The 26,186-nt window shown below is 56.4% G+C and carries 27 protein-coding genes and 1 tRNA gene; 19 read left to right on the top strand and 9 right to left on the bottom strand.

The window, feature by feature from the left end; translation table 11 throughout:
* Positions 1-2 precede the first annotated feature (2 nt).
* From BC777_RS09860 to BC777_RS09830, 7 genes are read left to right on the top strand one after another with little or no spacing between them, the layout of a single operon-like run.
* Positions 3-1,325 carry a hydroxymethylglutaryl-CoA reductase gene (locus BC777_RS09860; protein ID WP_245834235.1) on the top strand — a complete coding sequence of 441 codons (1,323 nt, stop codon included), beginning with the start codon at positions 3-5 and terminating at the stop codon, positions 1,323-1,325.
* Positions 1,322-2,233: a UbiA family prenyltransferase gene (locus BC777_RS09855; protein ID WP_100367877.1), complete on the top strand. Its 912-nt coding sequence runs from the start codon at positions 1,322-1,324 to the stop codon at positions 2,231-2,233. Before BC777_RS09860 ends, BC777_RS09855 begins: the two co-directional genes overlap by 4 nt.
* Positions 2,230-4,623: a PEP/pyruvate-binding domain-containing protein gene (locus tag BC777_RS09850; protein WP_100367876.1), complete on the top strand. Its 2,394-nt coding sequence runs from the start codon at positions 2,230-2,232 to the stop codon at positions 4,621-4,623. The genes BC777_RS09855 and BC777_RS09850 overlap by 4 nt, the downstream gene beginning before the upstream one ends.
* Positions 4,620-5,723, top strand: a complete 1,104-nt coding sequence (locus BC777_RS09845; protein ID WP_100367875.1) for a BtaA family protein — start codon at positions 4,620-4,622, stop codon at positions 5,721-5,723. The genes BC777_RS09850 and BC777_RS09845 overlap by 4 nt, the downstream gene beginning before the upstream one ends.
* Positions 5,720-7,036, top strand: a complete 1,317-nt coding sequence (locus BC777_RS09840) for a hypothetical protein (protein WP_133122537.1) — start codon at positions 5,720-5,722, stop codon at positions 7,034-7,036. The genes BC777_RS09845 and BC777_RS09840 overlap by 4 nt, the downstream gene beginning before the upstream one ends.
* Positions 7,033-7,875 carry a hypothetical protein gene (locus BC777_RS09835; protein WP_100367873.1) on the top strand — a complete coding sequence of 281 codons (843 nt, stop codon included), beginning with the start codon at positions 7,033-7,035 and terminating at the stop codon, positions 7,873-7,875. Before BC777_RS09840 ends, BC777_RS09835 begins: the two co-directional genes overlap by 4 nt.
* Positions 7,872-9,266, top strand: coding sequence for an AMP-binding protein (locus BC777_RS09830; RefSeq protein ID WP_100367872.1), 1,395 nt, complete (start codon positions 7,872-7,874; stop codon positions 9,264-9,266). The genes BC777_RS09835 and BC777_RS09830 overlap by 4 nt, the downstream gene beginning before the upstream one ends.
* Positions 9,267-9,413: 147 nt before the next feature.
* On the opposite strand, the gene BC777_RS09820 is transcribed toward BC777_RS09830, so the two are convergent.
* The 4 genes from BC777_RS09820 to BC777_RS09805 all read right to left on the bottom strand — a co-directional run bounded on the left by BC777_RS09820 (position 9,414) and on the right by BC777_RS09805 (position 13,122).
* Positions 9,414-9,490, bottom strand: a tRNA-Arg gene (locus BC777_RS09820).
* Between the two features lie 61 nt (positions 9,491-9,551).
* Positions 9,552-10,952: a sensor histidine kinase gene (locus BC777_RS09815; RefSeq protein WP_100367870.1), complete on the bottom strand. Its 1,401-nt coding sequence runs from the start codon at positions 10,950-10,952 to the stop codon at positions 9,552-9,554.
* Between the two features lie 16 nt (positions 10,953-10,968).
* The gene (locus tag BC777_RS09810) at positions 10,969-12,387 is read right to left on the bottom strand and encodes a dihydrolipoyl dehydrogenase family protein (protein WP_100367869.1); all 1,419 of its coding nucleotides are present in this window, start codon (positions 12,385-12,387) and stop codon (positions 10,969-10,971) included.
* 3 nt (positions 12,388-12,390) lie between these two features.
* Positions 12,391-13,122: a TVP38/TMEM64 family protein gene (locus BC777_RS09805; RefSeq protein ID WP_100367868.1), complete on the bottom strand. Its 732-nt coding sequence runs from the start codon at positions 13,120-13,122 to the stop codon at positions 12,391-12,393.
* A 300-nt stretch (positions 13,123-13,422) separates the two neighbouring features.
* Between BC777_RS09805 and rpmH the strand changes: the two genes are divergently transcribed.
* From rpmH to BC777_RS09785, 4 genes are all read left to right on the top strand, one after another.
* Complete coding sequence (gene rpmH, locus BC777_RS09800; protein ID WP_008231458.1) at positions 13,423-13,557, top strand: 50S ribosomal protein L34; 135 nt, start codon at positions 13,423-13,425, stop codon at positions 13,555-13,557.
* A 14-nt stretch (positions 13,558-13,571) separates the two neighbouring features.
* Positions 13,572-13,958 (top strand): ribonuclease P protein component, encoded by a 387-nt coding sequence (gene rnpA / locus BC777_RS09795; RefSeq protein WP_100367867.1) that lies wholly within the window; start codon positions 13,572-13,574, stop codon positions 13,956-13,958.
* Positions 13,955-14,176, top strand: coding sequence for a membrane protein insertion efficiency factor YidD (gene yidD / locus BC777_RS09790; RefSeq protein ID WP_100367866.1), 222 nt, complete (start codon positions 13,955-13,957; stop codon positions 14,174-14,176). Before rnpA ends, yidD begins: the two co-directional genes overlap by 4 nt.
* A gap of 213 nt (positions 14,177-14,389) precedes the next feature.
* On the top strand, positions 14,390-15,094 hold the full coding sequence (locus BC777_RS09785; protein WP_100367865.1) for an outer membrane protein: 705 nt from the start codon (positions 14,390-14,392) through the stop codon (positions 15,092-15,094).
* Positions 15,095-15,216: 122 nt separating this feature from the next.
* Here the strand turns inward: BC777_RS09785 and BC777_RS09780 are convergent, their stop codons facing one another.
* On the bottom strand, positions 15,217-15,753 hold the full coding sequence (locus BC777_RS09780; RefSeq protein ID WP_100367864.1) for a DUF3833 family protein: 537 nt from the start codon (positions 15,751-15,753) through the stop codon (positions 15,217-15,219).
* 420 nt (positions 15,754-16,173) lie between these two features.
* On the opposite strand from BC777_RS09780, the gene BC777_RS09775 reads away from it, so the two are divergent.
* The 3 genes from BC777_RS09775 to BC777_RS09765 all read left to right on the top strand — a co-directional run bounded on the left by BC777_RS09775 (position 16,174) and on the right by BC777_RS09765 (position 19,810).
* Positions 16,174-17,769: a PstS family phosphate ABC transporter substrate-binding protein gene (locus BC777_RS09775; protein WP_100367863.1), complete on the top strand. Its 1,596-nt coding sequence runs from the start codon at positions 16,174-16,176 to the stop codon at positions 17,767-17,769.
* A gap of 243 nt (positions 17,770-18,012) precedes the next feature.
* Positions 18,013-18,903, top strand: coding sequence for a serine hydrolase domain-containing protein (locus BC777_RS09770; protein WP_100367862.1), 891 nt, complete (start codon positions 18,013-18,015; stop codon positions 18,901-18,903).
* 301 nt (positions 18,904-19,204) lie between these two features.
* Positions 19,205-19,810: a LolA family protein gene (locus tag BC777_RS09765; RefSeq protein WP_100367861.1), complete on the top strand. Its 606-nt coding sequence runs from the start codon at positions 19,205-19,207 to the stop codon at positions 19,808-19,810.
* A 19-nt stretch (positions 19,811-19,829) separates the two neighbouring features.
* Here the strand turns inward: BC777_RS09765 and BC777_RS09760 are convergent, their stop codons facing one another.
* Together BC777_RS09760 and BC777_RS09755 are read right to left on the bottom strand one after the other, a co-directional pair.
* Positions 19,830-20,420 (bottom strand): transglycosylase SLT domain-containing protein, encoded by a 591-nt coding sequence (locus BC777_RS09760; RefSeq protein WP_100367860.1) that lies wholly within the window; start codon positions 20,418-20,420, stop codon positions 19,830-19,832.
* 75 nt (positions 20,421-20,495) lie between these two features.
* Entirely contained in the window at positions 20,496-21,377 is an 882-nt protein-coding gene (locus BC777_RS09755) for an AEC family transporter (protein ID WP_100367859.1), read from the bottom strand.
* 81 nt (positions 21,378-21,458) lie between these two features.
* Between BC777_RS09755 and hspQ the strand changes: the two genes are divergently transcribed.
* The 3 genes from hspQ (at position 21,459) to BC777_RS09740 (ending at position 23,441) form a co-directional block, all read left to right on the top strand.
* Positions 21,459-21,785: a heat shock protein HspQ gene (gene hspQ / locus BC777_RS09750; protein WP_100367858.1), complete on the top strand. Its 327-nt coding sequence runs from the start codon at positions 21,459-21,461 to the stop codon at positions 21,783-21,785.
* 103 nt (positions 21,786-21,888) lie between these two features.
* Positions 21,889-22,659 carry a peroxide stress protein YaaA gene (gene yaaA / locus BC777_RS09745; RefSeq protein WP_100367857.1) on the top strand — a complete coding sequence of 257 codons (771 nt, stop codon included), beginning with the start codon at positions 21,889-21,891 and terminating at the stop codon, positions 22,657-22,659.
* The gene (locus BC777_RS09740; RefSeq protein WP_245834231.1) at positions 22,629-23,441 is read left to right on the top strand and encodes an aspartate dehydrogenase; all 813 of its coding nucleotides are present in this window, start codon (positions 22,629-22,631) and stop codon (positions 23,439-23,441) included. Before yaaA ends, BC777_RS09740 begins: the two co-directional genes overlap by 31 nt.
* On the opposite strand, the gene BC777_RS09735 is transcribed toward BC777_RS09740, so the two are convergent.
* Complete coding sequence (locus tag BC777_RS09735; protein ID WP_100367856.1) at positions 23,438-23,731, bottom strand: Dabb family protein; 294 nt, start codon at positions 23,729-23,731, stop codon at positions 23,438-23,440. The genes BC777_RS09740 and BC777_RS09735 overlap by 4 nt on opposite strands.
* 75 nt (positions 23,732-23,806) lie before the next feature.
* Positions 23,807-24,982, bottom strand: coding sequence for an acetyl-CoA C-acyltransferase family protein (locus tag BC777_RS09730; RefSeq protein WP_100368092.1), 1,176 nt, complete (start codon positions 24,980-24,982; stop codon positions 23,807-23,809).
* 271 nt (positions 24,983-25,253) lie between these two features.
* Here BC777_RS09730 and BC777_RS09725 point away from each other — a divergent pair, with 271 nt between their 5' ends.
* Both BC777_RS09725 and BC777_RS09720 read left to right on the top strand, forming a co-directional pair.
* Positions 25,254-25,595 (top strand): VOC family protein, encoded by a 342-nt coding sequence (locus BC777_RS09725; RefSeq protein ID WP_245834229.1) that lies wholly within the window; start codon positions 25,254-25,256, stop codon positions 25,593-25,595.
* A 5-nt stretch (positions 25,596-25,600) separates the two neighbouring features.
* Entirely contained in the window at positions 25,601-26,140 is a 540-nt protein-coding gene (locus tag BC777_RS09720; RefSeq protein WP_100367854.1) for a VOC family protein, read from the top strand.
* Positions 26,141-26,186: the final 46 nt, after the last annotated feature.

Raw genomic sequence — 26,186 nt, 5'->3', positions numbered from 1 at the left:
TCATGTACGATACCTATTTGGCGGTTGGTAATGACAGCACAATTTATCGGAGCAGCTTCGTGACCATTCCTACCCATGTCCAAGCGATGCTAAAGCGGATGCGTGAAAAATTCACGCCAGAGAAGTTACGTGCGCAGATGGCGGCGGGTAACGCACCCTTTCGCACCCTGCGCCCGGTACGCCAAGCGACTGAAACAACGGTGCTGCGTTATTGGGACCGCCTGATTGGTCCTGCCTCTGTGGCGGACCGTGACCAGATCGCGGATCCGGTAAGCCTTGCGGCGGCCGCGGATTATTCCGGTAATATCGAAAACTACATCGGTACGGTCAAAGTTCCCGTAGGGGTGATTGGCCCGTTGCGCGTGAATGGGATCAATGCCGCCGGTGACTATCATGTCCCCCTTGCCACGACCGAGGCTGCCCTTGTGGCCTCTTACGGGCGTGGTGCCTTTGCTGCGTCCAGGGCGGGGGGGATCAGTACAGCGGTGCTATACGAAGGTGTCATCCGCACGCCTGCTTTCACTTTTGACAACATTCTGAACGCGGGGCTGTTTGTTGAATGGATCGCCGAAAATATTACCGCTTTGCGCGGTGCTGCCGAAAGTACGACGCGACATGGGAAACTGACATCCGTTGAACCTGTCATCGACAACGACGTCGTATTCCTGATTTGCCGTTACACCACGGGTGACGCATCGGGACAGAACATGGTGACGATTGCCACCCATGCGCTTTGTGAAAAGATTGCCGCAGATTGCACTGTGCCTATTAATCGCTGGTATATCGAAGGGAATTTCTCTGGTGACAAAAAAGCCTCTGCGCTGGGCCTGATGACAGGACGCGGGCGCAAGGTCAGCGCCTCTGTTGTGCTGCCTGCGCAGGTCATTTCAAAGACCCTTGGAACGACGGCGCACGATATGCTTGCCTATGGGCGCATTGCCGATCTGGGCGCAAAACTATCGGGTCAGATGGGTGCACAGGCGCATTACGCCAACGCGCTTGCGGCTCTTTACATCGCCACCGGTCAGGACGCGGCCTGCGTTGCCGAAAGTGCCATGGGTTTCACCCGGATGGAGGCACGAGGCGACGATCTGTTCTGTTCCGTCACAATGCCCAATATCCTTGTCGGATCAGTGGGTGGTGGCACCGGTCTGGCAAGCCAGAGTGCGGGGCTGAATATTCTGGGGCTCAAAGGGGCCGGGAAGGGTGCTGCCCTGGCCGAGGTGACGGCTGCATTGTGCTTATGCGGCGAAATATCCATCGTTGCGGCCATTGCGGCGGGGGATTTTACGCGCGCTCATGAAAATCTGGCACGCTTCAGATGACCCTCGCGGAGCGTCTTTGGGTGTATCAGGCGGAACGGTTCCCGCTGGCAAAAACCGTGCCTCTTCTGGCGTGTTTTTCGGCGGCCTCCATCACGCTATCGGCAGTCTTGGCCGGTCGCCCGCTGCCCGGTTTTTCTGCCTACCTCATCGGCTTTTTCCTTGTCTTCATCCTGTTTTTCCAGCTGCGCGTCGCGGATGAGGTGAAAGACGGTGAAGACGATGCGAAATACCGCCCCGAACGCCCGATCCCACGGGGGTTGGTTACGCTCCGTCTGATCGTGTCACTTGGTGTCGCAACGATCCCGTTGGGTATCGTCCTTGCTTTGATCCATGGCGCTGGGCTGATCTGGCTTTTGTTGCTCACATGGGCTTGGCTGACTGCAATGACGTTTGAGTTTGGTGTGCCAGCATGGCTCAAGGCGCGACCCGTCGTCTATTTGCTGTCCCACATGGCGATCATGCCGCTGATTGACTTGTTGCTGACAGGGATCGAATGGTTGCCTCACGGGTCCGCAGCGCCTGCGCTTTGGTTGTTTATCGCCTTGTCATTCTCGAACGGTTGTGTCCTTGAAATCGGACGCAAGCTTTGGGCGCCCGAGAATGAGCGGGCGGGCGTTGACACATACTCCGGCCTTTGGGGGTCGAAACGCGCAGCCGATATCTGGTTGATTTTTGTCGGCATATCAGCCCTGCTGCTGATCGGTGTTGGCATCGCGACAGGCTTTGCACTGGCCTTTGCGTTGCTTGCGTGCGCAGGCTTTGCATGCTGCATCTTTATGGCCCGCCATTATGCCGCCACACCGACCCCAAAGGCTGAAAAACAGATGGATACCGTCGCAGGGCTGTGGGTCTTTGGCTGCTACGCCACCGCTGGTTTCCTTCCGCTTGCCCTAGGAGGTTTGCCATGATCCTGTTCGCCAACACCGACCCGGCCCAAGCGGGGGGCAAAGGTGCATCGCTTGCGCGGCTGGCGGAACATGGGTTCAACCCACCGGCCTCATTTGTGATCCCGGCAGATACGTTTATGGACGGCAAACCGCGATGCGGACTCAAGACCGCTGTGGCGAAAGCACTGAAATCTATCGGTCCCGGCCCCTATGCAGTACGGTCTTCTGGCCATGCCGAAGATGGGGTGGACCACAGCCATGCAGGTCAGTTTGACACATTCCTGAACGTCAAAGCCGCCGATGTTGTTGATGCTGCGGGCAAAGTCTGGGTGTCAGGCTTTGGCGAAACTGTCACCACCTACCGTGCGGTTAAATCCGGTGGTGACGCGGCGGCCCCTGCCATCGTCGTCCAACAAATGATTGATGCGCGCGTCTCTGGCGTGGCCTTCAGCGCGGACCCGGTCAGCGGGCGGCGTGATTGTGTCGTTATTTCCGCAGTCGCAGGTCTGGGTGATGCGCTGGTCAGCGGTGAAGTGGATGGCCAAAGCTGGCTGGTGGCGGACACGGTGACGGCCCCGGATGATCCGATTTTGTCGGATGCCGAGGTGCAAGGCATTGCCGCACTGGCGCGCAAGGCCGAAGCGGTCTTTGGCAGCCCGCAGGATATTGAGTGGGCGATTGATGCGGATGGCCTGCACATCCTGCAAGCACGTCCGATCACAACAGCGCTCAAGGCGCTGCCCGCGCCTGACACCGCACTGACGATTTTCGACAACTCCAATATCGTCGAAAGCTATCCGGGCATGGTATCGCCATTGACCTATAGTTTTGCGGTGCATGTCTATGACCGTGTTTACCAATCCTTTGTCCGGCTCTTGGGGGGTAAAGAGGCAACGATTGCTGACAACTCTGCGGTTTTCGGCAATATGCTGGGCCGTGTGGATGGGCGCGTTTATTATAATCTGGTCAATTGGTATCGCGCACTTGCCTTGCTGCCCGGCTTTTCGCTGAACAGGGCCCATATGGAAACCATGATGGGTGTTGATACACCCATGCCAGCCGAGGTCACAGACACCATTGGCCCGCCGCCCGCCAAAGGGTTTGCGAAAGTAACAGAATACGGCAGACTTGCTGGTGTCACGGCACGGTTGATTTTCGAGACATTGCGCCTGCCCCGGACCCGGCGCAATTTTTACGCCCGTTTGAATGCGGCATTGAAGAGCGACCTTGACCTGCAGACAGCGGGTCCGACTGCACTTGCGGCCGAATACCGCCGTATCGAGAGCACCTTGTTGGAACGCTGGGATGCACCACTGGTTAATGACTTTCTTTGCATGATTGCTTTTGGGGCATCGCGCAATTTGCTGCAAAAATGGCTGGGTGATGATGGTCTGTTGTTGCACAACGATGTCATGATCGGGCAGGGCGATATCGTGTCTGCCGAACCCGCGCATCGCATCGCAAAAATGGGTCGGATTGTAGCAGAACTTGATATTCCGCAAGACCAGATCGGCACGCACCCTGCCCTGAAAGATGAGTTATCCAGCTATCTTGCCAAATTCGGGGACCGTTGCACCGAAGAGCTGAAACTGGAATCCATTCCTTTGACAGAGGATCCGACGCAGCTCCTTGCTGCGATTGCGGCAAGTGCAGGGCGCCCGCCGGCTGAACATATGGCTGCTTCAGAACCCGATTGGCCAACGATTTTTCAAGGAAAACTGATCAAGGCGCGCGTGGCGAAGTGGATCGTCACATGGGCCAAGGCGCGGGTCCGTGACCGTGAAAACCTGCGCTTTGAACGCACCCGTCTGTTTGGGCGTGCCCGGCAGGTTTTTCTATCCATGGGTCGTGAATTCGCAGCGCGGGACCTGATGGACCGGCCACGCGATGTGTTTCACCTGACCGTACCTGAGGTCATGGGCGCTATTGAAGGGTTTGGTCTGTCGCCAAACCTGCGCGGGTTGATTGCGCAGCGCCAAGCCGAAGATGAAGCATCCGCCAGCCGTGTAGACCCCCCCGAACGGATCGAGGTCCGTGGCCCCGCAATCCTGCCTGCCACGACAACCCACGCCACCGTGGATATGGCGGAGACCGGTGACACCCGCAGCGCAACAGGCTGTTCGGCTGGGCAGGTCACGGCCAAGGCCTGTGTTATTCGCGACCCGAAAACTGAAAGCCTGGCCCCAGGAGATATTCTTGTCGCGCGACACACGGACCCCGGCTGGATCGCGGTGTTTTCCAACGCAAGCGCCATTGTGGTCGAACGTGGGTCGTTGCTGTCACACTCTGCCATTGTCGCGCGCGAATTGGGTATTCCCTGCGTTGTCGGCTTGAAGGGGGCGACGCAATGGGTCGAAGATGGCGATGTGCTGCATGTGGATGGTGCAATAGGAGTGGTCCGAAAGACATGACGCAAAGCTCTGAGATTGCCGCAAAGGCAAATTTTGACCACATCCGCTATGCGCAATTGTGGGAAGACGCGGACGTCTTATGCGGTGCACTTCCCCAAGAGCCGGGTAAAACGCTGGTGTCGATCTGTTCTGCGGGTGACAACGCTTTGGCGATGCTGACGCTTGACCCTGCGCGTGTTGTCGTCGTTGATCTGTCACCTGCGCAAATTGCTTGTCTGCACCTACGTATTGGTGCCTACCGTGCGTTATCACATCCGGAATTTCTTGAACTGATGGGATCGCGCCCCAGCACCCAACGCGGCGTATTGCTCGCGCGTGCTATTGCAGAGCTTGACGCTGAAACAAGCCAATTTTGGCAGGCCCGCCGCGATGATGTCATCGCTTACGGCGCTGGCGGTGTGGGCAAGTTCGAACGCTACTTTCGTATTTTTCGCACCAAATTGCTGCCGCTTGTGCATTCCAAGAAAACCATCGATGCGATCTTCGTGTCCCGCCCCAAAGCCGCGCGGCAAGACTTTCTTGATCAGCGCTTTAACACATGGCGCTGGCGGCTTCTGCTTAATGTCTTTTTCTCGCGTTTCATGATGGGGCGCATGGGGCGGGACAAGGCCTTTTTTGATCATGTGGAAGGGTCCGTTGCGCAACATGTTGCCCGCCGGATCAAACATGCAGCTGTTGACTGTGACCCGGCGCAGAACCCCTATCTGCACTGGATCATGAAAGGCACGCATGGAGACGCGCTTCCGATGCCATGGCGCGCTGAACACTATGAAACAATCCGCGACAGGCTTGACCGGCTGGATATTCGCCAAGGCGCGCTTGAGGCGTTTATCGATGATGGCGACAAGGCTGATGGTTTTAATCTGTCGGATATTTTCGAGTATATGTCGCCCGATGTTTTCGCCCAAGTCTACGGCCAAATTCTGAGTGCGGCGCACCCAAAGGCCCGTATGGTGTATTGGAACATGATGGCGCCCCGCCGCGTCCCGCTCGGCTTTGCCGAACAGATGACCACGCTGACCGCGCAAGAGGATCGGCTGAAAGCCGAAGACAAAGCCTTTTTCTATTCCGATTTTGTGATTGAGGCCGTCAAAGGGTGAGTGCGCCAGTGCAAATCGCCATCGCCTTTGTATCTGTGGCGGTCTTGCTTGGGCTGATGGCAGTCGTCAAACGCCTTGCTGCGGCGCGTGATATCTCTGCTGAGGTACAACGCAAGCTGGTGCATATCGGGACCGGGCTTTACGCGCTCAGCCTGCCTTGGCTGTTCACCGATGACTGGCCTGTCTACATGCTGGTTGGGCTGACATTGATCGTCATGGCAATCCTGCGTTTACCTGCCTTTGCCAAAGGCGGTATCGGTGAAACCCTGCATGGGGTTGAACGCCAGTCTTATGGTGATCTGCTGTTGGCGTTGGCTGTTGGGACGGTGTTTTTACTCTCGGATGGCCAGGCCATCCTGTATATTCTGCCCATCGCGACATTGACCTTGGCAGATGCCGCCGCCGCCCTGACGGGCAGTCGCTATGGCCGCAAATTCTTTACGATTGAAGATGGCCAAAAATCAATCGAAGGATCGACCGCGTTTTTCATGATCACACTGGTGATCGCCATGGTGTGTCTGCTTTTGTTGTCCGACGTGTCCCGGCCCAACGTCATCCTGCTGGCCGTAATGGTCGCCGCCTTTGGTACGCTGGTCGAGGCGGATAGTTGGCGTGGTTTCGACAATTTCTTTTTGCCTACAGGGTTGCTGATCTTTCTGGCGACCCATTTGGACAGTTCCTGGCAGGAGCTTTTTCTTTTCATGGGCATTTTCATGGTCGCGTTGGTGTTATTCCTGCGCGTTGCCCCGCAATTCGGGATCACGACACATGCGGCACGTGTCTATGTCATTGCAACCTTCTTGCTGATCTCCGTGACCGCCTTTCAAAACACTGTGCTGCCGCTGCTGGTTTTCGTGATGCACGCCATCGCGCACCGTCTGAACCCTTGCAAGGGGGATTATCCTGCGCTTGATATTGTGGCGGTTGTCGCGCTGTCCAGCTTTGGGTGGTTAATTGTTGGGTCTGTCGTGGGGGCCAATGCCCTGATGTATTACGGGCTGATGTCAGTTGGCCTGTGTGTTGGCCTTATAGCCGCCGGTTTGGGCCGGTCTGCGATCTGGGTCCGGGCCGGGGCGGCGCTGGTAGTGGGGACGGGGCTGTTCGGCCTTTACAGTGTTCTGATGCTGTACAACCCTGCTTTCGTGCGGTGGCCGGGTGATATGACAGCCGTTGGCGCGTTGGTGATCGTGCTGATGGTTATCGCGGTGTCATTACAACCTGTGCTGTTTGACACTCACCGCGCGGCAAAGCTGACGGGTCTGGCGTTGCTTGTGCCGGGGTTGGGATATGGGATGAAGGTGATAGGCGCATGAGTATCGAGACACTCAAGACAGACGACGGGCAGGTGACCATCTGGATGGATGGCCCGGCATGGGATGATCATCCAAAGGTCGCGACCGTCGGCAAGTGCAAGTTCACATCTGCCACCGCAGGCGCCCGCCTTTTGGCAGAGGCCGTAGCGCTTGCCAAATCCAAAGGTGCCACTGCCCTGATTGGCCCGATGGAGGGTGATACATGGCACGCCTATCGCCTTATCTCGGCGCGTGGCGATCAGCCCCCTTTCCTGATGGAACCCAGCAGTGCCGATCACGATGAGGCCGCGTTCAAAACATCAGGCTTCGACGTCATATCGTCCTATTTTTCAGCCTCTGCCCCGCTGTCTGCCTTGCCCGGCCCTAAACCTAAAGACACCGATGTTTTCACGATTGAGCCTTGGGACGGTACCGATCCGGATGCGCTTTTTACCCAAGTCTATGATCTGTCCTGCGCGGCTTTTGCGCATAACCCGTTCTATAAGCATATTGATCTGACCGACTTCCTTGCGATGTATCAGCCCGTCGTACCCCTTTTGAAACAAGAGCTTATCCTTTTTGCGCGCGACAGCACGGGCGCATTGGTCGGCTTTCTGTTTGGCATTCCAAACTATGCCGAAGGGCCAGAACCGCGTTCCGTGATCCTGAAAACCTATGCATCCGCGCAAAAGGGTGCCGGGCATTGGCTGTCTTATCAGTTCTATGTGAATGCCAAGGCAATGGGGTTTGAAACTGTTATTCATGCGCTGATGCATGACGACAATCTGTCAGCCATCCGGTCGGGGTTGAATGGCGCTGATGTGTTTCGCCGCTACGCGCTGATGGGGCGAGCCCTGTGACAACACTGACGGCGGCATTTGCGCAGGCTGCGGCGGATTACCATGACCGTACCGCCTTGATCGATGGTGACGGCACCGCTTATGGGTTTTCCGAAGTAAAAGAGTTGGCTGATCGCTATGCCGTAGCGTGGTCCGCCAAAGGTGTGCGCCCCGGTGATCGGGTCCTGATCGCAATGGGGATCGGGGCCGACCTTTATGCATCGCTGGCTGCACTTTGGTCGCTGGGCGCGACTGCCGTTTTGCCTGAACCGGCCATGGGTCTGGCAGGGATCAAGACTGCGATCAAAGCGACAGATCCCCGGTTCTTTTGTGCGGCCGGACCCTACCGATGGATCAAGCTGATGGTGCCGGGGCTGTGGGGTGCCAAACTGCTGACCCCTGGACAGCAAAACACCGTCGCCTATCCTAAACAGGATGTAGACCCCGACAGCACTGCCCTGATCTCATTCACCTCTGGCACCACTGGAACCCCCAAAGCCATCCCGCGCAGCCATGCGTTTTTGATGGCGCAATGGAAAGCGGTCGCGCCATTGCTGCAAAGCGAGGCAGCGGAAATTGATCTGGTGACCTTCCCGGTCTTTGTCTTGATCAATCTGGCTGAAGGGCGCACATCCGTGCTGCCCAGTTGGAAAATGTCCAAACTGAGCAGTCTTGATGCAAGCGCGGTTGTCCATTGGATAAAGACGCATGGATGCACGCGGGCCTTACTGCCGCCTGCGCTTTGCGAAAAAGTGGTTGCGGCTCAGGATACCGGCACGCTTCATCACATTCTCACCGGCGGCGGTCCGGTGTTCCCGGATGTTGTGCAACGCCTGAAAGACATCACCCCTGAGCTTGAAGTCACCACTGTCTATGGCTCGACCGAGGCAGAGCCGATTGCCCACGCCCACACCACCGTGCAAGGCTATGGTTTGTTTGCCGGGCACCCTGTTGATGCCGTCCGTTTACGGATTGTAGAGGGGGAAATTCAGGTGGCCGGCGATCATGTAAACACTGGCTATCTTGATCCCGCCCGTGATAGAGAAACCAAGGTGCGCGACGGGGATGCAATCTGGCATCGGACCGGCGATGCGGGGCATCTGGACGATCAGGGGCGGCTGTGGTTGTTGGGGCGCGTCGGAGATGAGGTGAGGACTGAGCGCGGCGTACAACACCCCTTCGCGATTGAGACTGCCGCACGAATGTGGCCAGGTGTCTCGCGGGTGGCCTTGATGGAACGGGATGAATTGCCTGTATTGGTGGTTGCAGGCGACGCCAAACAAGTTGAACTATGGCGCGGACGCGCCGCAGAATTCGGGATCAACGAGGTGCAGCATGTCGCGGCCATTCCGCTTGATAAACGCCATCATTCCAAAGTGGACAGGGTCGCCTTACGCAAACTGCTGGGTTGACGCCGGCGGGCCGCACCACCCACATGCGAACTGCATTGCAGTTGCTATCCCAACCCACGCGGTTCGGGCCCAGCTGTACCCGCTTGGGGAATAGGCCTGCCTTTTCCAGATGTGCGGTGTTTTGTGGTGAGTACAAGATGAATAATTTGGCGGACTGGGGAGGATTCGAACCCCCGACCCCTTGATTCGTAGTCAAGTACTCTATCCAGCTGAGCTACCAATCCGCGTGCCGTGGGATTTAGACGTGCTTGTCTTGTGATGCAAGGCCCAAATCGGGATTCTTTCTTATTCTGCCGCGGGGGCCAGAGCGAGGTCTGCTTTGGGGAGCTGGATCATGAAGGTTGTGCCCGTGTCATCCGTGCGTTGCAGTTCCAGCCGCCCGCCATGTCCGCGAATCAGATCGGCGGCGATGACAAGGCCCAGGCCGGATCCGCCTTTGCGTACGCCACCTTGGAATGGCTGGAACAAGTGCTCTTGCGCCTTTTGCGGCAAGCCGGGGCCGGTGTCTGTGATCGTCAGCCGCCACGCCTGATCATCTTCGCGCGCGTGCAGCCCGATTTCGCCGGGTTGATGTGTGGCCATGATGGCCTGTCGCGCGTTGCGTACAAGGTTGAAAATCACCCGGTACAATTGTTCGCCATCAGCCCTTAGCGTCATGGAGGCGGGGATATCTTCGGCAAATGACAGTGGATAATCGCCCGCCGCCAGCCTTTCGCTGTCGATCACATCCGCCACGATCTGTGCGAGGTTGACGCGTGCCAATGCGGGTGCTGGTTCGTCCACCCGGCCAAAGGCCAGCGTGGTTTCGCATAAGTTCACGGCGCGGGTGATCGAGTTCACCAGTTTCGGGGCCATCCGTTTCACCAACGGATCATCGGAGGATTCAATCCGGTCGGTGAAAAGCTGTGCAGAGGTCAGGATGTTACGCAGATCGTGGCTGACCTTCGCAACCGCACCGCCCAATTGCGCCAGCCGTTCCTTTTGTTTGAGTGCACCGGTCAATTGTGTCTGCATCGTTTGCAGGGCTTCTTCTGCGTCCCGCAATTCTTTTACGCCTGCCGTGGGTGTGATGATCTGGCGCGCGTCTTCGGGTGCTTTGGCGTAGGATTGCATATGCTGCACGACACCCTTGATTGGACGGACCAGCAAGATTTGCACCGATAAGAACAACAGGCTCGCTGTGATAATCGAGATGAAAGCCGACAAGAACAGGATATTGCGCCCATAAGCCAAGAGCGCGTCGCGCAGCGGCATCTCATCCATTGTCACTTCGATCAGCAGCCCGCCGTCGCGCACCGGGTTGCCGATGACGCGGATGATCCGGTCTTCGGTATCGACCAGCGTGCGCATCGCATCCGCGATCAAGGTCATGCTGCTGGGGTTGCGCAGGTCGTAAGTGGCTGTGATGGGCGATGGGATCGGCGATGACAGCGCCAATTGTCGGATTTCGTCGCGGCGCAGCACCACGTTGTAGACTTCCGCATTGCGCAGTAATTCGACTTCCAGCGCCGGGCTGATCATGTCGTCCGCTTCCAGCGCCAACGATGCGATTTGCGCACGTTCAAGTCGCGCCAGCAAATAATCCTCACGGAACCGCGCAACGGATGGCACGAAAATAAAAATCTCGGCCAGCATCACGAAGATCACCGTGAGGATCAAAAAGCGACCTGAAAGTGAGTTGGTCATGTTTCCTCGCTGAGGCTTATGGCAGCCAGCGCTGCACGAAGCCGACAACACGCTTTACCGTGGGGTTTTCAAAGAGTCTCGGACTAAAATAAGCGCCCGCGGCCCGTTTGTTAACCTCACTGACCGTCGGATATGGCAGAACAGTGTTTGCGATTGCTGACATCTTCATTTTGTTGGCGATGGCCATGGCCCACATGCCGATCAATTCGCCAGCCATATGGCCAGCGATTGATGCGCCGACGGGGCGCCCTTTCACGACCATGACTTTGATCAGACCTTTGGTTTTGCGTTCCGCAATCAACCGATCATTGTGGTGGAATTCAAAGCGCACGACTTCGAGCGTGCCACCATATTTCTTCTTGGCTTGCGCCTCGGTCAGGCCGACCTGCGCCAGTTCTGGGTCCGTATAGGTCGCCCATGGAATGTGGTCTGTGCGTTGCTTGGACGGCAGGCCAAACAGCATGGAGCGGATCAGAACGCCAGCATGGTAGCCCGCGACATGGGTGAATTGCAGACCGCCCGCCACGTCACCTGCCGCATAGACCTTTTTGTTGGTCACCGAGCGCAGATCGGGGCCTACTTTCAGGCCAGAGCGGTCATGCGCGATGCCGCCCGCGTCCAAGTCCAGTTTATCCGTGTTCACCTTGCGCCCGACAGCCATCAGCAGATGTGATCCTGTGAAGTCGCCTTTGGGTGTGTGCACGGTGATTGCCTCACCTTTGCCGCTGATCTTTTCGGCTTGGGCCTCTTCAACGATGTTGATGCCTTCGGCCTTGAGGTTTTCCAGCACAATCGCCGCCATCTCAGGATCGTCTTTGCCAAAGGCTTTCAAACCTTCAATTACGGTGACCTCACACCCCAAGCGACGGTGTGCTTGCGCCATTTCCATGCCGATAGGGCCGCCGCCGATGATCAGCAGGTGCTTTGGCTTTTCGCGCAGATCAAAGATGTCTTCATTGGTGTAATGTTTGACCGTATCGAGGCCGGGGATTGGCGGCACAAAAGGGCCAGACCCGGTTGCAACTACGAAGCGGCGCGCTTCGATGATGTTATCGCCCGCTTGTACTTCAGTTTTTGAAATGAAGGTGCCGAATTCCGAAATGACATGCACGCCCAAGCCTTCGAACCGTTCGACGCTATCCACCGGGGCAATTGTCGCAATCACATCATGAACGTGGTCTTTGGCCGCGGCATAGTCCACCTGCGCCTCAACTTCGCTGATACCCAGTTTCGCGCCGTGTGACATCGCGTAGGCCTGCTTTGCCGAAGCGATCAGTGCCTTGGAGGGCACACAGCCATAGTTCAGGCAGTCGCCGCCCATTTTGTGGCCTTCGAGCAGAACCACTTTGGCACCCATTTGGACTGCACCGGCTGCGATGGACAAACCGCCAGAGCCGCCGCCAATGATGCAAATATCTGTTTTAATCCGGTTCATGATTTAGAGGCCTTTCTTGCCGCGAATTGCGTTGATCGCGATGGGCAGAGCGGCGAGTACACACAGGCCGATGATGGGGAAGATGATCTGCGGTTCAAAAATGATGCCCAGGTTTGGTGTCTCGCCACGGGCGAAAACCTCGCCCAGACCAGCGCCGACAGAGGTGTAGACCACAGCGCCGGGGATAATCCCAAGGAAGGTCGAGATCACAAAGCGATGCAGCGGAACTTCAAGGAAGGATGGGATCAGGTTGGCAAGGAAGAACGGAACGGCCGGGACCAGACGGATCAGGAAGAGCATCGACCATTGGTTTTCGTCAATGCCGTCTTTGATCTTCTTCACGGCACCCTCAGAGCTTTCCAGCTTCTTGCCAAGGCTTTCACCAAACCCCCAGCGGGCAGCAAGGAAGATTGCGGTCGCACCGATGGTCGCACCCGTCATATTGAACAGGGCGCCGGGGAATGTGGCGAAAAGGAAACCACCAGTCAGCGTGGCGATTGTTGCCCCGGGGAGGGAGAAGGCAACAATCACCACATAGGCTGCGATAAAGACCAGAACGGTGAGCAGGTAGTTCGCGTCACGGAAGCTGAGGAGGGCCTCTCGGTTTTCGGCCAATGCCTCGAACGTCAGGTAATCGCGGAGGAAAAACGCACCCAACACGGCAACGATGCCGATGATAATGAGGGGCAGCTTCTTGAGTATCGGGTTGGCGGGGGCTTCGGTCATATCGGTCATCTTTCGGGTCCTACGGGTGTATCGGTGTCTGTTTGGTTGCAGTTTAGATGGACCCATCGCGGATTTCGCGATACCCACCTCACGGCGCATTGATGCAATCTACCCCTGATGTTTCAGTTTTGCGGGGTGCCCCCGTGAAGACTGTAACATTTGACGTGATCGAAATATGGGAATTGTTGCAGTTTCACCCCCGCACTTGCGTTGACATGGATAGCCACCCCCTCTAAAGGACGGGTCTGAATTGTAGTTAGGCTTCGAATCCCGCGCCTTGGGATTTGGCCATAAACCGGAGAGCACGCGATGAAGCGCACGTTCCAACCATCAAACCGGGTTCGCAAGAACCGTCACGGGTTCCGCGCACGTATGGCCACCAAGGCCGGTCGCAAGATCCTGAACAATCGCCGTGCCAAGGGCCGTGCGAAGCTGAGCGCGTAAGCGCACCAGCCGTTTTGACCGATTTGAAACCGCCGGCTGGGCCTGATCAGGGCACTCCGGCGGTTTCTGTTTGCGTATTGACCAAGCGCGCCGACTTTGTGCGTGCCTCAAACGCCCGCCGCCAAGGCACCCCCGGGATCCACCTGCAAGGCCGCAAGCGCGCCGAAGGCGAGGCGGAGGGTATCCGGGTTGGTTTCACCTGTTCCAAGAAAGTTGGCAACGCCGTGGCCCGCAACCGCGCGAAACGGCGCTTGCGCGAGGTTGCCCGCATCGTTCTTCCGGAAATGGGCCGGGACGGATGGGATTACGTGCTGGTGGGTCGCAAAGACACCACGGCAACCCTACCTTTTGATCAACTGGTGGCCGACTTGCGGCGCGCGATGAAAAAGGTGCATGGATGAGCCCGCTCGCTTACATCGTCTCACTCCCTGTTCGGGCGTACCGCTTGGTGTTTTCGCCCTGGGTCGGCATGAGCTGCCGGTATCAACCGACGTGCTCGGCCTATTCGCTGGAGGCGCTGGAAAAGCACGGGGCGATCAAAGGCAGCTACCTGACAGTGCGCCGCATCCTGCGATGCCACCCTTGGGGTGGGTCGGGCATAGATAACGTGCCGGATTAAGGTCATTTAATAAAAAAAATCACGATCATCGAAGAATTGTCTGTGAACCGCTTCATCAATGGGCGCGCCCTGAACTCTGTCCCTGAACTCTGTAAGGTCGGAAGCCAAAAGCGTTGCCAGTTCGCGAAATCTCAAGAAGGTTAAATTTCCGCTAAGAAAATGACGCAATTTCCCTGGAAGGAGTAAGCATTGTCGAATTAAAAGGAACGAGTGATGACAAGAACGATTTTTGCCGCAGTAATTGCCACTGCGCTTTCAACCTCAGCCGCCTTCGCAAATGATTGGTCCGGTCCATATGCGGGGGTGTCCTTGAACGCGGGGATGTTCAACTCTGAAACAACGGATCACTGGTGCTACGTCGCATGTGATGGCGCGTCGCTGGCAGAATTTGGTGCTGGTGCGGGCATAGCGGGCGGTTATGACGTCCAGATGAATGAGTTTGTTTTTGGTGTGGTCGCAGATTATACATTTACGAATTTCGAGACGGTAAATGAGCACGAAGATGTCACGGCTCCAGTAAACTATACGTCTTACACTGAATCCACATGGGACGGCATGTTGACGCTCCGCGCGCGCGCTGGTCTGGCTGTGGACAATACGTTGGTTTATGCGACGGGTGGTGTTGCCTTCGTGGATGTCAATTATCGGCACGACTACGACGCCGGACCCGTAGCTGAAAATGAAGGTTTTGAGCCATACAGCGATATTGAAGTTGGGTTTGCAGCCGGAGCTGGTGTTGAGCATAAATTCAATGATCTCTACTCAGTGAGCGCAGAGTACCTTTACGTTGGGCTGCAAAGCAGCGACGGTGGGGAGTACTACAACGACTTGGATGACCTTGATAGCCCATCCGACGGCACTGCCGACTACCGATCCAGCGCACATATGCTGCGCCTTGCTGTGAACTACCGCTTCTAAGCCTGTTTCTGCATTCAAATCGAATGGCCGGCACAATCATTGTGTCGGCCATTGGCGTTAGGTGTGATCCCTAAAAGAGAGATTTCACCGTCCAAAGTGAACAGTACATGTGGTGGTGTGCGCTAATCCTTCTCAAAAGAAATCGTCACGATGCCGATGTCCAACCCAAACCGCTTGACATAGGCCAAATTCAGCAACCGATCATCCGCCAAGAGCCACATCCAGTCGTCAAATCTCACGCGCAGCGTTTCGGTTTCGCCCGTGGCCGATGGCACCGGCAGATCGATCTCGTACTTCCAGTTAAAGCGGTCGCCTTGTTCCTGCCCGGTTGCCTGACCAATCACGCCCGGCGCGGTACCGACCCAACTGTCGTCGCCTGTCTTGGTTAGGGTCCAGATGCGTTGCTCTGTCGATCCGTCCTCATAGACAAAATCTTCGACCAGCCGAAGGCGTTCCCCGTCCCAATCCCCGTCAATAGTCACGACAAAGCTGCGCCGCACGGTGCCAAGGATGTCTTGGAACTGGCCATAGGCCACCAATTCACCATCAAAGAACTCCTCAAGGTTCAGTTTTCGGTCGCTGAGGCTCGGGTCGTCAAAGGAGGGCTTGCCGGTGCAGGCGGCAAGCAAAGCAAAAGTGGCGGCAAGGATAAGGCGCATGTTTGTCTCCGTATTCTGTTCTTCATACGCAGCCGAGTCGGGTTTAGATGCGCACGGGCTGCAACCGACCTCAGATGCCCGTATGACGGGAGCGTAAGGTCGCGCCGTACTACCTGAAATGCAGTGATTTCGTGGCGGCAGAAAATTTAGGTCGGTTCGGTGGCGTTGCGCCGCGGATTGGGTTGTGGTCCCAACGACTGCATGCCATCGTCGCATTGTGGCAAGACTGTGAAGCCCAACGGATCATCAAGGTTTTGATAATTTCGAAACCCACGAAACAAGGGTTTCCAGATTGTTGCCTAAATGTGCATAATTTCCCGGTAGACACACGAATTTCCCTAGTTTTGCCAGTATTTGGTATTTTAAACGTTAACTAACACCAAGCAAAAGACTAATGAACGTTCGGAGCTTCGAAGAAAAATGATTTCAAGAATTGGTCTGGCATTGTTGTACTCTGTCGCACCTGCAGCACTTGTCGCACAGGCGGTTGAATTGCGTTCGGGCGATGGCTTCATCAATGTAGAGGGTGAGATTGTTGGCTATAACGGGGTCATGGTGCAGGTCGAAACATCTGTTGGTGTCGTGGCGGTCCCTGCATCGGAAGTGATTTGCTACGGTGCCGGGTGTGACACGGTGGTTGCATCGGGTGATTTTGGACTGACCAGCGGTGCTTTTGCGGGTGTCGAGGGCGCTGCGGCAACCGAGGCTGTTGTCACACCCAGCACATCAAATGCGTTTACCGTCGGGTTTTCAGCGTCAGAATACGCAGAGCTTTACCGCATCGTGACAGGGGCCTACGCGGTCACAAATGCCTCTGCGACAAATGTTGAACTGACATCAGAAGGTGATCTGCTTTTGCAAAATAGCGATACGGGTCAATCTGCCTCTCTTGCTGTGAATGCTGACGATACTGCTCCTGATATCACCGTCGGCACTGTCTCTCTGAACGGGACGGCACCGGCGGAATACAACACGCCAGCCGCTTGGGCGCTTGGCACGAATTTGAGCCATCAGTTGCTGGGCCTCAACACCTTCTCGGTCATTGTTGCACCAAATGCAGGTATCTCGGAAATCTCGCTCGATGACTTGGCGCGCATCTTTGCCGGTGAGATTACAAATTGGTCCGAAATTGGCGGTGCCGATATGGGTGTACTGCCGCTGCAACTGCCACCGAATTCGCAAGTTGGTGCGGGCATGCAGCGTTTGGTCATGGAGCCCGCTGGAAAAGAGATCGCTGAGAATGTGCTGACACTGTCGAACGAGGCGGGCGTTGCAGCCTCAATCAACCAATTCCCAGGCAGTGTCAGCGTGATTACAACAGCTGCCGCAAACGCGGATGTCGTTGTTGATGTGACCGGGACATGCGGTATCGCCGTCGCGCCCACGCCATTCAACATCATATCCGGCGATTATCCTTTGGTGGGCCCGATCATGGCAACCTATGACGTGCCTGCCGCAACGCCCTTGATCGCAGAGGTCTTTGATTTTGCGTCCTCGGATGTGGCCCGGGGCCTGCTTGAGAACGAAGGTTTCATCAATCATGGGGCCATGGTCATGGACGAGGACGCAAAGAACGCACGTCTAAGCGATTTGCTGTCAGGGTCATTCGATGATGCGCAACGCACGGCCGCAGCCGAGATGTTTCAGGCGCTGGTCGATGCAGACCGTTTGTCATCCACAATGACAGGCGGTGTGGCCAGCGGCCCCGAAGGCGCATGGAACCGTGCGATGATGATTAACCTGATCGAGACCCTGCAAGATGATGCAAACAACGGCCGCGAGATTGTTTTTGTCGGGCATGGACAAAGCGCCGCGGGAAGTGCGGCCGCAATTGATGCATCAGCTGCGGCGGCAACTGTCTTTGCCGCTATATTTGAAAGCGTGGCAGCCGACACCATCGCAGCGGGTGGTTATAGCGTATCATCATATGGTTTTGGCGATGTCTCGCCCGCTGCATGTTTGGACGGTCAGGTCGCCGGATCGGACTACACCCGCATTGAAGTGTGGCTGCGTTAACCATTTTTGCCTCTTTTGCGCGACACAGCGCACCTTCTGGGTTTGATCAAAAGAGGGCAAATCACGGGGTGTTGGCCCAAATGCCACTCATGTCCGCCGCAGCCCGGACTTTCGCTGGGTGGTGTATGGAGGTCGGGAATGCGGACCTTAGTGAGCTTTCGCTGCGGTAGCACCAATGGCTGCTTTCGGGATCGATTTCGCATGCAAATTGACAAGGTCGCGAGGATCACAGACCCTGCTCGGATGAGCGATCAAGAAATATGTTCACACTGGATTTCTACGTCAGGTCGTCAAGGCGGGAACGGCAATGACGGCGCGCTTTTCCCATACTGGAGCTTTTCAAAAACCGCGATTGCGATTTGTGCACTCAAGTTAGTCGAAGCGCAGGTTTTGGCTTTGGATGCGTTACTCGAAGACCACCCATTTACGCTTCGCCAGTTGCTCGGCCATACCTCTGGCCTCCCTGACTATGGGTCACTACCAGAGTACCATGCGGCAGTTGCGCGAGCAGATGAACCATGGTCGCGCGAACAGTTGCTTGATGCAACGCTGGCGCAGGGCATGCTGTTCGCGCCAGGTGAGGGATGGTCATACTCCAATATCGGTTATCTGCTTACACGGGGTTTGATAGAACAGAATACTGGCAAGTCGCTTGGAGACACCATTTCTGACATGATTTGCAAGCCGTTGGGTTTGGAAAGCGTGACGTTTTGGGACAAACTTGAACAATCTGCTGCACTGCATTGGGATGCTGCGACTGGCTATGATCCGGGGTGGGTATACCACGGCTGTCTCATTGGATCGGCTTCGGACGCATCACACTTGCTACATGCTCTCTTCTCAAATGATTTACTCAGATCAGACACGCTGGCGGAGATGCTGAACCGACGCTCGCTTGGCGGTGCCATTCCCGGTCGTCCATGGACGGAGTACGGGTATGGCTTGGGTCTGATGTCCGGTGGGATCAGCGGCGCAGGACGAGGTGTCGGACATTCTGGCGGAGGACCTTTCAGCGTAAACGCTGTCTATCACTACCCTGACCTAGCCGACCCGATGACGATTGCCTGTTTCACAGACGGGACAGATGAAGGCGTGGCGGAGTTTGCCGTCGCAGAGTTGGCAAATCGACAATGATGGGTTCGCCCCACGCAGCGGACATAGGCCTCTTGTCACTTCTTGAAAACCGGACGCTCATCCTGTGCGCAGCATCGGGGACTTTGGGCTCAAAGCTGCCATTCGCGGCATAGGTTATTCGAGCGCATTGTCCTATTTGGTGAACACTGATGCCGCGGTCTTGACGGGACAGTCCCAGCCATCTGACGGTTGCCTGCTATCGTAAATCAAACGGCGTGATATCGCTTAACACCGCTTCACATGCTGTTGTATCGCCTAGCCAAAGGGTGCATTTCGTTACCCAACTACATAGGTAAGAGACATGAACAAACGTATCCTATCGATTATCACCGCAATCGCACTGACGCTTTACGCCGGTGCGGCTACGGCACAGCAGCTCAGCCTGGGCCAAATTTCGGCCTACCTGAACCAGTTGCAAACAGCCCAAGGTGGCTTCACCCAGATCAACGCGGATGGTACTTTAAGCACGGGCCAGATTTACATCAAACGTCCCGGCCGGATCCGGTTTGAATATAATGCGCCTGCGGATTCAATGGTTTTGGCTGGCGGTGGTCAGTTGGCGATATTTGATGCCCGCTCCAACACCGGCCCGGAACGTTATCCGCTCAACCAAACGCCGCTCAGCATCATTCTGCAGGATAATGTTGATTTTGAGCGCGCTGATATGGTCACCAATGTCACCTCTGACGGGACCACAACAACCGTGACGGCACAGGACCCCGACAACCCCAACTACGGCAGTATCCAGATGGTCTTTACCGCCAACCCGGTTGAGTTGCGCCAGTGGATCGTCACGGATGAAACCGGTACAGAGACGACAGTCATTCTGAATGATCTGGTCTCAGGCGGGGCGATCCGCGATATCCTGTTCAACATTCAGGCCGAGATACGTGACCGCGCGGGTTAAAGCAGCCGGAGGTTGAGCATCACCGCTTGCGACAAGACCGCAATTGCTGGTCATACATCACTGCCCGTGCCTCGACCTCGCCCGCGATCCGCACCAGCCAGCTTTTGGACCGCCATGTGCCGCGGTTAAAACCGCTGCGCCCGTCGTGATAGGCCAGATACTGATTGCGGGTGTCGTTGATTGGCACGCCCGTCTCTTCCACGGTCTGGACCATGTACCAGCCCATGAAATCGGTCGCGTCAAAGACATCATCACGCCGCGCACGGCTGCCGCCGGGGCCATCTTGGTATTCTTCCCACGTGCCATCCAGTGCCTGGCTATAGCCAAAGGCTGATGACTGACGCCCCACAGGGATCACGCCCAGCGCATAACGATGTGGGGTACGGTTGTTCCCGATGAATTTGCTTTCCTGATAGATGATCGCCATCAGCGACGGCACGGGCACGCCGTATTTACGCTCCACCGCTTGGAATGCACGAAGGTATTCGGGGCGCTCGGACACGATACTGCATGCATCATCAAGGTTGCGTGGCGCCGAGTTATAGCTCGAACCGCCGCTGCAGCTTGCTAGAAGCATCACACATGCCATGGCGCGAAAGATACTGCTCATCTGCCTCTCGCTTATATTTGTTTTTTTTGACTATAGCGCGTCCGGGCTTGTCTGGGAATCCCTCAAGCGCGGCAATCAGACCACAAAAGCAAGGATGAGCGGTAAAACGAGCACTGAAAGCAAAGTAGAGGCCACGACAAGCCCCGCAACGGGTTGTGCATCGGCCCCATATTTTTCAGCCAGCAGATACGATGTCACCGCCACAGGTGTGGCCACCTGCACGATCAGAACACCGGCGGCGATCGGATCAAGTCCGAACCATGTGGCTGCGGCCCAGCCTGCGCCCGTGCAGATCATGACCTTGATCACCGAAAGCACAACCGCCTGCGTCATCGCCTTGGTTTCTAGCCGTGCCACTGCGACGCCAAGTGTGATCAGCATCATTGGAATCGCCATTTGGCCGATTAATTCAATGGCGCTTGTCAGGAATTCTGGGGTTTCCCAGCCTTGCCACAGGAACAATGCCCCGAGTAACGTGGCGCCGACCAGCGGTTCTTGGATCACGCGCTTGAATGATCCGGCCCCAGCAACCATCCAGATGCCAATTGTAAAGGACAGGATCGCCATGATCGCAAAGACCACAACGGCATAGCCCAGCCCGATCTCGCCAAATGCGAAGAGCGCCAAAGGCAGGCCAAGGTTGCCCGTGTTGCCAAAGATGAGCGGCGCCAAATAGGTCTGCGTATCCAGCTTTGCCGCTTTCACGAGGATAAAACAGCCCACCATAACAAGGCCGTAGGCCACAAATGACGCCAATGAGAGGGCCGCGAGCGCTGCTGGTTCCACCTCAATGTTCATCAGTGCCACAAAGATGAGGCACGGCACTGCCAGCGTCATCGCCATCCGCGTCACAAACTCGACCCGGTATTCGAACCCCAGCTTGACCCAGACGAACCCAACGGCCGCCAAAAGGAATACGGGCGCGGTGATATTCAGCACTGTCAGGGCGAGGTTCACAGACTGTTTCCTTCAAATTTTAGTGCAAACCGTGGACTTTGCACCTGCAGCAAGCATATAAGGGCGCAAGGTAGGAAGACCATGTTCAAAACACGCGCCAAATATCATCTGGGCCAAGTTGTCCGTCACCGCAAGCACCCTTTCCGGGGTGTGGTGTTTGACGTGGATGCCATGTTTTCGAACACAGACGAATGGTACAACGCCATTCCAGAGGATAGTCGCCCCAAGAAAGACCAGCCGTTCTATCACCTTCTGGCTGAGAACGATCAGAGCTTTTATGTAGCCTATGTCTCTGAACAAAATCTTGTTGCTGACTATTCGGGCGAGCCTGTGGAGCACCCTGATCTGGACGACCTTTTTGGTCCGTTCGAGGATGGTCAGTACCCGTTGCAGGTTCAACTGAACTAATAACCCCTTTGGTGTCGTATCTCTGGCCGTCCTGACTGTCTGAGGGGTGGTCAACGCCGTTTGCCATGTTACATCCCTTCCAAGATTGAAGAAGGATGCCAAAATGCTCGTCGTTGTTTCTCCTGCCAAGTCCCTCGACATGGACCCGGTTGCGGTCCAAGCGACTGCCCCAGATTTTCAGGAAGACGCGGTGCGCCTGTCCAAGACGGCCAAGAACCTGACGTTGAAAGATCTGAAAGGTCTGATGAGCATTTCAGACGACCTCGCCCGCCTGAACCGGGATCGTTTCAAGGCGTTCGCGGCAGAGCCTGAAGCCGATGCGACGAAACCTGCGGCACTGGCATTTAACGGAGATACCTATCAGGGGCTAGAGGCCAAGACGCTGACCGAGGATGATATGGCATGGGCACAGGACCATCTGCGCATCCTGTCCGGCCTTTACGGCCTGCTGCGCCCGCTGGATGCGATCCAGCCCTACCGCCTGGAAATGGGCAGCCGTTTGAAAACAAGGCGCGGCAAGACGCTTTATGATTATTGGGGCGATACGATTGCCAAGGCGCTGAATGCGCAGGCAGAGGCCGTGCGCACCAGCACGCTGATCAATTGTGCCAGTCAGGAATACTTCGGTGCCGCCGACCGCAAAGCGCTGAAACTGCGGGTGATCACGCCGGTCTTTATGGAAGTGAAAGAAGATAAACCGCGTATCGTCAGCTTCTTTGCCAAACGTGCCCGCGGCGCCATGGCGCGGTTTATGGTTGAAAACCGAGTGATTGATGCAGAGGGGATCAAAGCATTTGCATCAGGCGGCTATGCCTATGACGCGGACATGTCTGCGGGCGACAAATGGGTCTTCCTGCGCGACTACCCCACCTGATGGATCTGCGCATTGCGATTATTGGACATGGGGCTATTGCGGTTCATGTTCGTGGCAAACTGGCGGGGTTGCATGTCACTGAGATTGCTCAAATTGTACGGCCAGGCAAAGAAAGCGGTGAAGACGCGCCGCCACGTATCTCTGACCTTAATGATCTGCCTCTCCACCCTGATCTGGTGATTGACTGCGGCGGACATCAGGCACTTGCGCAGCATGGGCCAGTGGCCTTGGCGCTGGGCATTGATGTGATGACGGTTTCTTTGGGTGCGTTGGCAGACCGCCAAGTTGAGCAATCTTTGAAGGACGCGGCCACGAAGGGCGGGGCGCGGTTGCATTTGGTGAGCGGGGCCATCGGTGGTCTGGATGCGCTGCGCGGGGCAAGTACCGGCGCGATTATTGAGGTGAGCTATATTGGGCGTAAACCACCGGGAGGGTGGCATGGTTCACCGGCAGAGGCAGTGCTTGATCTTGATGCGCTTACCGAAGCTGCCACGCATTTCAGCGGCACCGCACGCGAAGCCGCATTGGCCTATCCCAAAAACGCGAATGTGGCAGCTGCCGTTGCCCTTGCGGGGATCGGCCTTGATCAAACGCAGGTGCAGTTAATCGCTGATCCGACGGTCACGGAAAATCTTCATGAGGTCACCGCCAAGGGTGATTTCGGTACCTTCACCTTTACGATCGCAGGCAATGGTTTGCCCCAGAACCCGCGCAGTTCGTCGCTTGCCGCGATGAGCATCGTGGCGGCTTTGGCAGAGCGTCAGAAACAGATCGGGTTCTAAAAGTCCGCCGCGATCCGCATGTTGCGCAATGGGCGGACGGCTTTGATGGATGCCTCATAAAGCGGGTGCGCCTTATAGGCCGCCAAAGACGCAGCGCTGTCAAACTCTGCATAGACGATCACATCAACCTCAGATGAAAGCGCATCGTTTTGGGTGTTCCTGCGCACCTCAAACCTGCAGCTATCCGGGATGCCAGCCAAGAGTTCGAGACCTTCCACGATGCGCGGAATGTCAGCCTTGTCCTTGGCGCTGAAGAACACAACGTGGCGCAGGGCGGGGCGGGTGGTCACGGGGTGGACATCTCATTTCTTGACGTTAACCGTAAGAAGCATGAGGCACCCGCAACCGCAAGGGGACCGCCTGCGTTAAATCCGCTCAATTGCCAATGCGATGCCTTGGCCACCGCCGATGCACATGGTGATCAGAGCGCGCTGACCACCGATCCGCTCCAACTCATACATCGCCTTGACTGTGATGATGGCACCTGTCGCGCCAACCGGATGGCCCAGTGCAATCGCACCGCCATTGGGGTTCACGCGGGCAGGGTCAAAGCCCAGCTCTTTGGATACGGCAAGCGCTTGAGAGGCGAAGGCCTCGTTCGATTCAATCACATCGAAATTATCCACGGTCAGCTTGGTTTTGACCAAGAGGTTCGCAACGGCAGGGACAGGGCCGATACCCATCACCTCAGGGCGGACCCCGGCGTGGGCGTAGCCCAGAATGCGGAATTTGGGTGTGAGGCCAGCGGTCTCAGCAGCCTCCGCAGTGGCCAGCACAATTGCCGCTGCACCATCGTTCAGGCCAGAGGCGTTGCCCGCGGTGACACTGCCGTCTTTCTGGAATACCGGGCGCAGGCCCGCGAGCACATCCAAAGTGGTCGCCTTGGGGTGTTCATCTGTCACGAAATCCACTATCTCGCGGCGTTTCTTGACCGGCACGGGGGTGATCTGGCTCTCGAAGTAACCAGCCTCTATCGCCGCCGCCGCACGTTCCTGACTTTGCAACGCAAAGGCATCCTGATCCGCGCGGCTGATGTCATGCTCGGTCGCGACGTTTTCGGCTGTCACACCCATATGCCCGGTGCCGAAGGGGCAGTTCAGTGCGCCCAACATCATGTCTTGCGTGCGGACATCACCCATCTTTGCGCCCCAGCGCTGATCCGAGATGATATAGGGTGATCGGCTCATGTTCTCGGCCCCACCGGCGAGGCCGAATTCAGCGTCGCCCAGCATAAGCGATTGCATGACCGAAATGATCGCCTGCACGCCAGATCCACATAGGCGGTTCACGTTCATTGCTGGTGTCGTGTCCGGAATGCCAGCATTCATCGCCGCGACCCGGCTGACGTACATATCCTTAGGTTCAGTGTTGATGACATGGCCGAATGCCACATGCCCCACCTGCGCCGCAGCCACGCCCGCGCGTTCCATTGCAGCCTTGGTTGCAATAGTGCCTAACTCAATCGGAGAGGTGCCGGCCAAAGACCCGCCGAACGTGCCAATCGCCGTGCGTGCACCGCCCAAAATTACGATATCTGTCATGTCGGATCCTTTGTTCAGCTGTGCCGTGATCGTACTCCAGCGTGCAAAAAGAAACAGGGGAACGTGGCGGCAAACCTTGAAATCCGTCAACATACACCTAGATAGTATACTATAGTATACAATTAGAGGTGGTCATGCTGTTAGACTTGGCTGGGGGCAATCCGATGGTGGTTGTCGCTGTATTCATCGCGGTTGTTTGGCTGCTCGTGCGCTATAGTGGCGGCACGGGCAAGAACGGAAACGACAAAGAGTGATCGTTGGACTGGATCATATGCAGCTGGCGCTTCCCGCCGGAGCAGAGGATCAGATGCGCGCGTTCTATTGTGGTTTGCTGGGCATGGTTGAAATACCAAAACCCAGCACCTTAAAAGGGCGCGGTGGGTTTTGGGCGCGCGTGGTGGCGTTGGAATGCCACTTTGGCGTTGATCCTGATTTTCGCCCTGCGACAAAAGCACATCCCGCATTCATTGTCAGCGATCTGACCGCTCTGGCCAAGCGGTTAGAGGATGCGGGATATGATGTTGTCTGGGACACCGCCTTGCCGGATGTGCCACGATTTTTTACATCTGATCCTGTTGGTAACCGGATCGAGCTGATCGCAAAGGACACTTAGCTATCATGGAAATCCCTTTTCTAGGTATCGAGATATCGGCGACACTTATCCTGTTTCTGATGGTGTTGGCGTGGCTGTATCACGGCTACAAACAGCGCGAGCGGGATTTAAACGAAGAAGACCCCCGCCCAAAGATAAAACAGCGTGGGCGCGGCATGGATTTCAGTGCATCTCGGGATGCGGCCCAACTCAATGCGCGATTCCAGCAGGCGTTTATCCCGATGGAGCCGCATGAAGAAGACGCGCTGCGCGCTTTCTACCTAGATGAACTTGGTTTAACCGAGATGCGCGCGCCGAATTACCCCAAAGACGTTGATGGATTTTGGGCTGTCAGTGGGACCAGGCAGATCTATTTTGGCACGCAGCCCAGCTTTGCTTTCGATGTGCATGCTTTGCCGTCCTTTCCGATCGCGAACATCAAAACGGTTGCCCAGCAGCTTGCGGCCTCCGGCCATCCTGTCGTTTGGGACAACAGCACTGCCTATGTCCAACGCCTGATCGTGACCGATCCGGCAGGCACGCAAATCGCCCTTATCCGGGGCTAATCGTCGGACAAGGCGTTTCCTTCGGGCGTAGGCGTGTTACCTCTGA

Origin of the sequence: Yoonia maricola (genome assembly GCF_002797915.1) — a bacterium.
Classification (GTDB): Bacteria; Pseudomonadota; Alphaproteobacteria; order Rhodobacterales; family Rhodobacteraceae; genus Yoonia; species Yoonia maricola.
This window is presented reverse-complemented; position numbering and strand designations above follow the sequence as displayed.

Coding starts and splice junctions, on each gene's coding strand:
- BC777_RS09860 (WP_245834235.1), top strand. CDS start 3: ATGTACGATACCTATTTGGCGGTTGGTAATGACAGCACAATTTATCGG.
- BC777_RS09765 (WP_100367861.1), top strand. CDS start 19,205: ATGAACAAACGTATCCTATCGATTATCACCGCAATCGCACTGACGCTT.
- BC777_RS09835 (WP_100367873.1), top strand. CDS start 7,033: ATGAGTATCGAGACACTCAAGACAGACGACGGGCAGGTGACCATCTGG.
- BC777_RS09775 (WP_100367863.1), top strand. CDS start 16,174: ATGATTTCAAGAATTGGTCTGGCATTGTTGTACTCTGTCGCACCTGCA.
- BC777_RS09725 (WP_245834229.1), top strand. CDS start 25,254: ATGCAGCTGGCGCTTCCCGCCGGAGCAGAGGATCAGATGCGCGCGTTC.
- BC777_RS09720 (WP_100367854.1), top strand. CDS start 25,601: ATGGAAATCCCTTTTCTAGGTATCGAGATATCGGCGACACTTATCCTG.
- BC777_RS09780 (WP_100367864.1), bottom strand. CDS start 15,753: ATGCGCCTTATCCTTGCCGCCACTTTTGCTTTGCTTGCCGCCTGCACC.
- BC777_RS09855 (WP_100367877.1), top strand. CDS start 1,322: ATGACCCTCGCGGAGCGTCTTTGGGTGTATCAGGCGGAACGGTTCCCG.
- BC777_RS09770 (WP_100367862.1), top strand. CDS start 18,013: ATGAGCGATCAAGAAATATGTTCACACTGGATTTCTACGTCAGGTCGT.
- BC777_RS09815 (WP_100367870.1), bottom strand. CDS start 10,952: ATGACCAACTCACTTTCAGGTCGCTTTTTGATCCTCACGGTGATCTTC.
- BC777_RS09730 (WP_100368092.1), bottom strand. CDS start 24,982: ATGACAGATATCGTAATTTTGGGCGGTGCACGCACGGCGATTGGCACG.
- hspQ (WP_100367858.1), top strand. CDS start 21,459: ATGTTCAAAACACGCGCCAAATATCATCTGGGCCAAGTTGTCCGTCAC.
- BC777_RS09850 (WP_100367876.1), top strand. CDS start 2,230: ATGATCCTGTTCGCCAACACCGACCCGGCCCAAGCGGGGGGCAAAGGT.
- BC777_RS09805 (WP_100367868.1), bottom strand. CDS start 13,122: ATGACCGATATGACCGAAGCCCCCGCCAACCCGATACTCAAGAAGCTG.
- BC777_RS09785 (WP_100367865.1), top strand. CDS start 14,390: ATGACAAGAACGATTTTTGCCGCAGTAATTGCCACTGCGCTTTCAACC.
- BC777_RS09810 (WP_100367869.1), bottom strand. CDS start 12,387: ATGAACCGGATTAAAACAGATATTTGCATCATTGGCGGCGGCTCTGGC.
- BC777_RS09760 (WP_100367860.1), bottom strand. CDS start 20,420: ATGAGCAGTATCTTTCGCGCCATGGCATGTGTGATGCTTCTAGCAAGC.
- BC777_RS09845 (WP_100367875.1), top strand. CDS start 4,620: ATGACGCAAAGCTCTGAGATTGCCGCAAAGGCAAATTTTGACCACATC.
- rpmH (WP_008231458.1), top strand. CDS start 13,423: ATGAAGCGCACGTTCCAACCATCAAACCGGGTTCGCAAGAACCGTCAC.
- yidD (WP_100367866.1), top strand. CDS start 13,955: ATGAGCCCGCTCGCTTACATCGTCTCACTCCCTGTTCGGGCGTACCGC.
- yaaA (WP_100367857.1), top strand. CDS start 21,889: ATGCTCGTCGTTGTTTCTCCTGCCAAGTCCCTCGACATGGACCCGGTT.
- BC777_RS09740 (WP_245834231.1), top strand. CDS start 22,629: ATGGGTCTTCCTGCGCGACTACCCCACCTGATGGATCTGCGCATTGCG.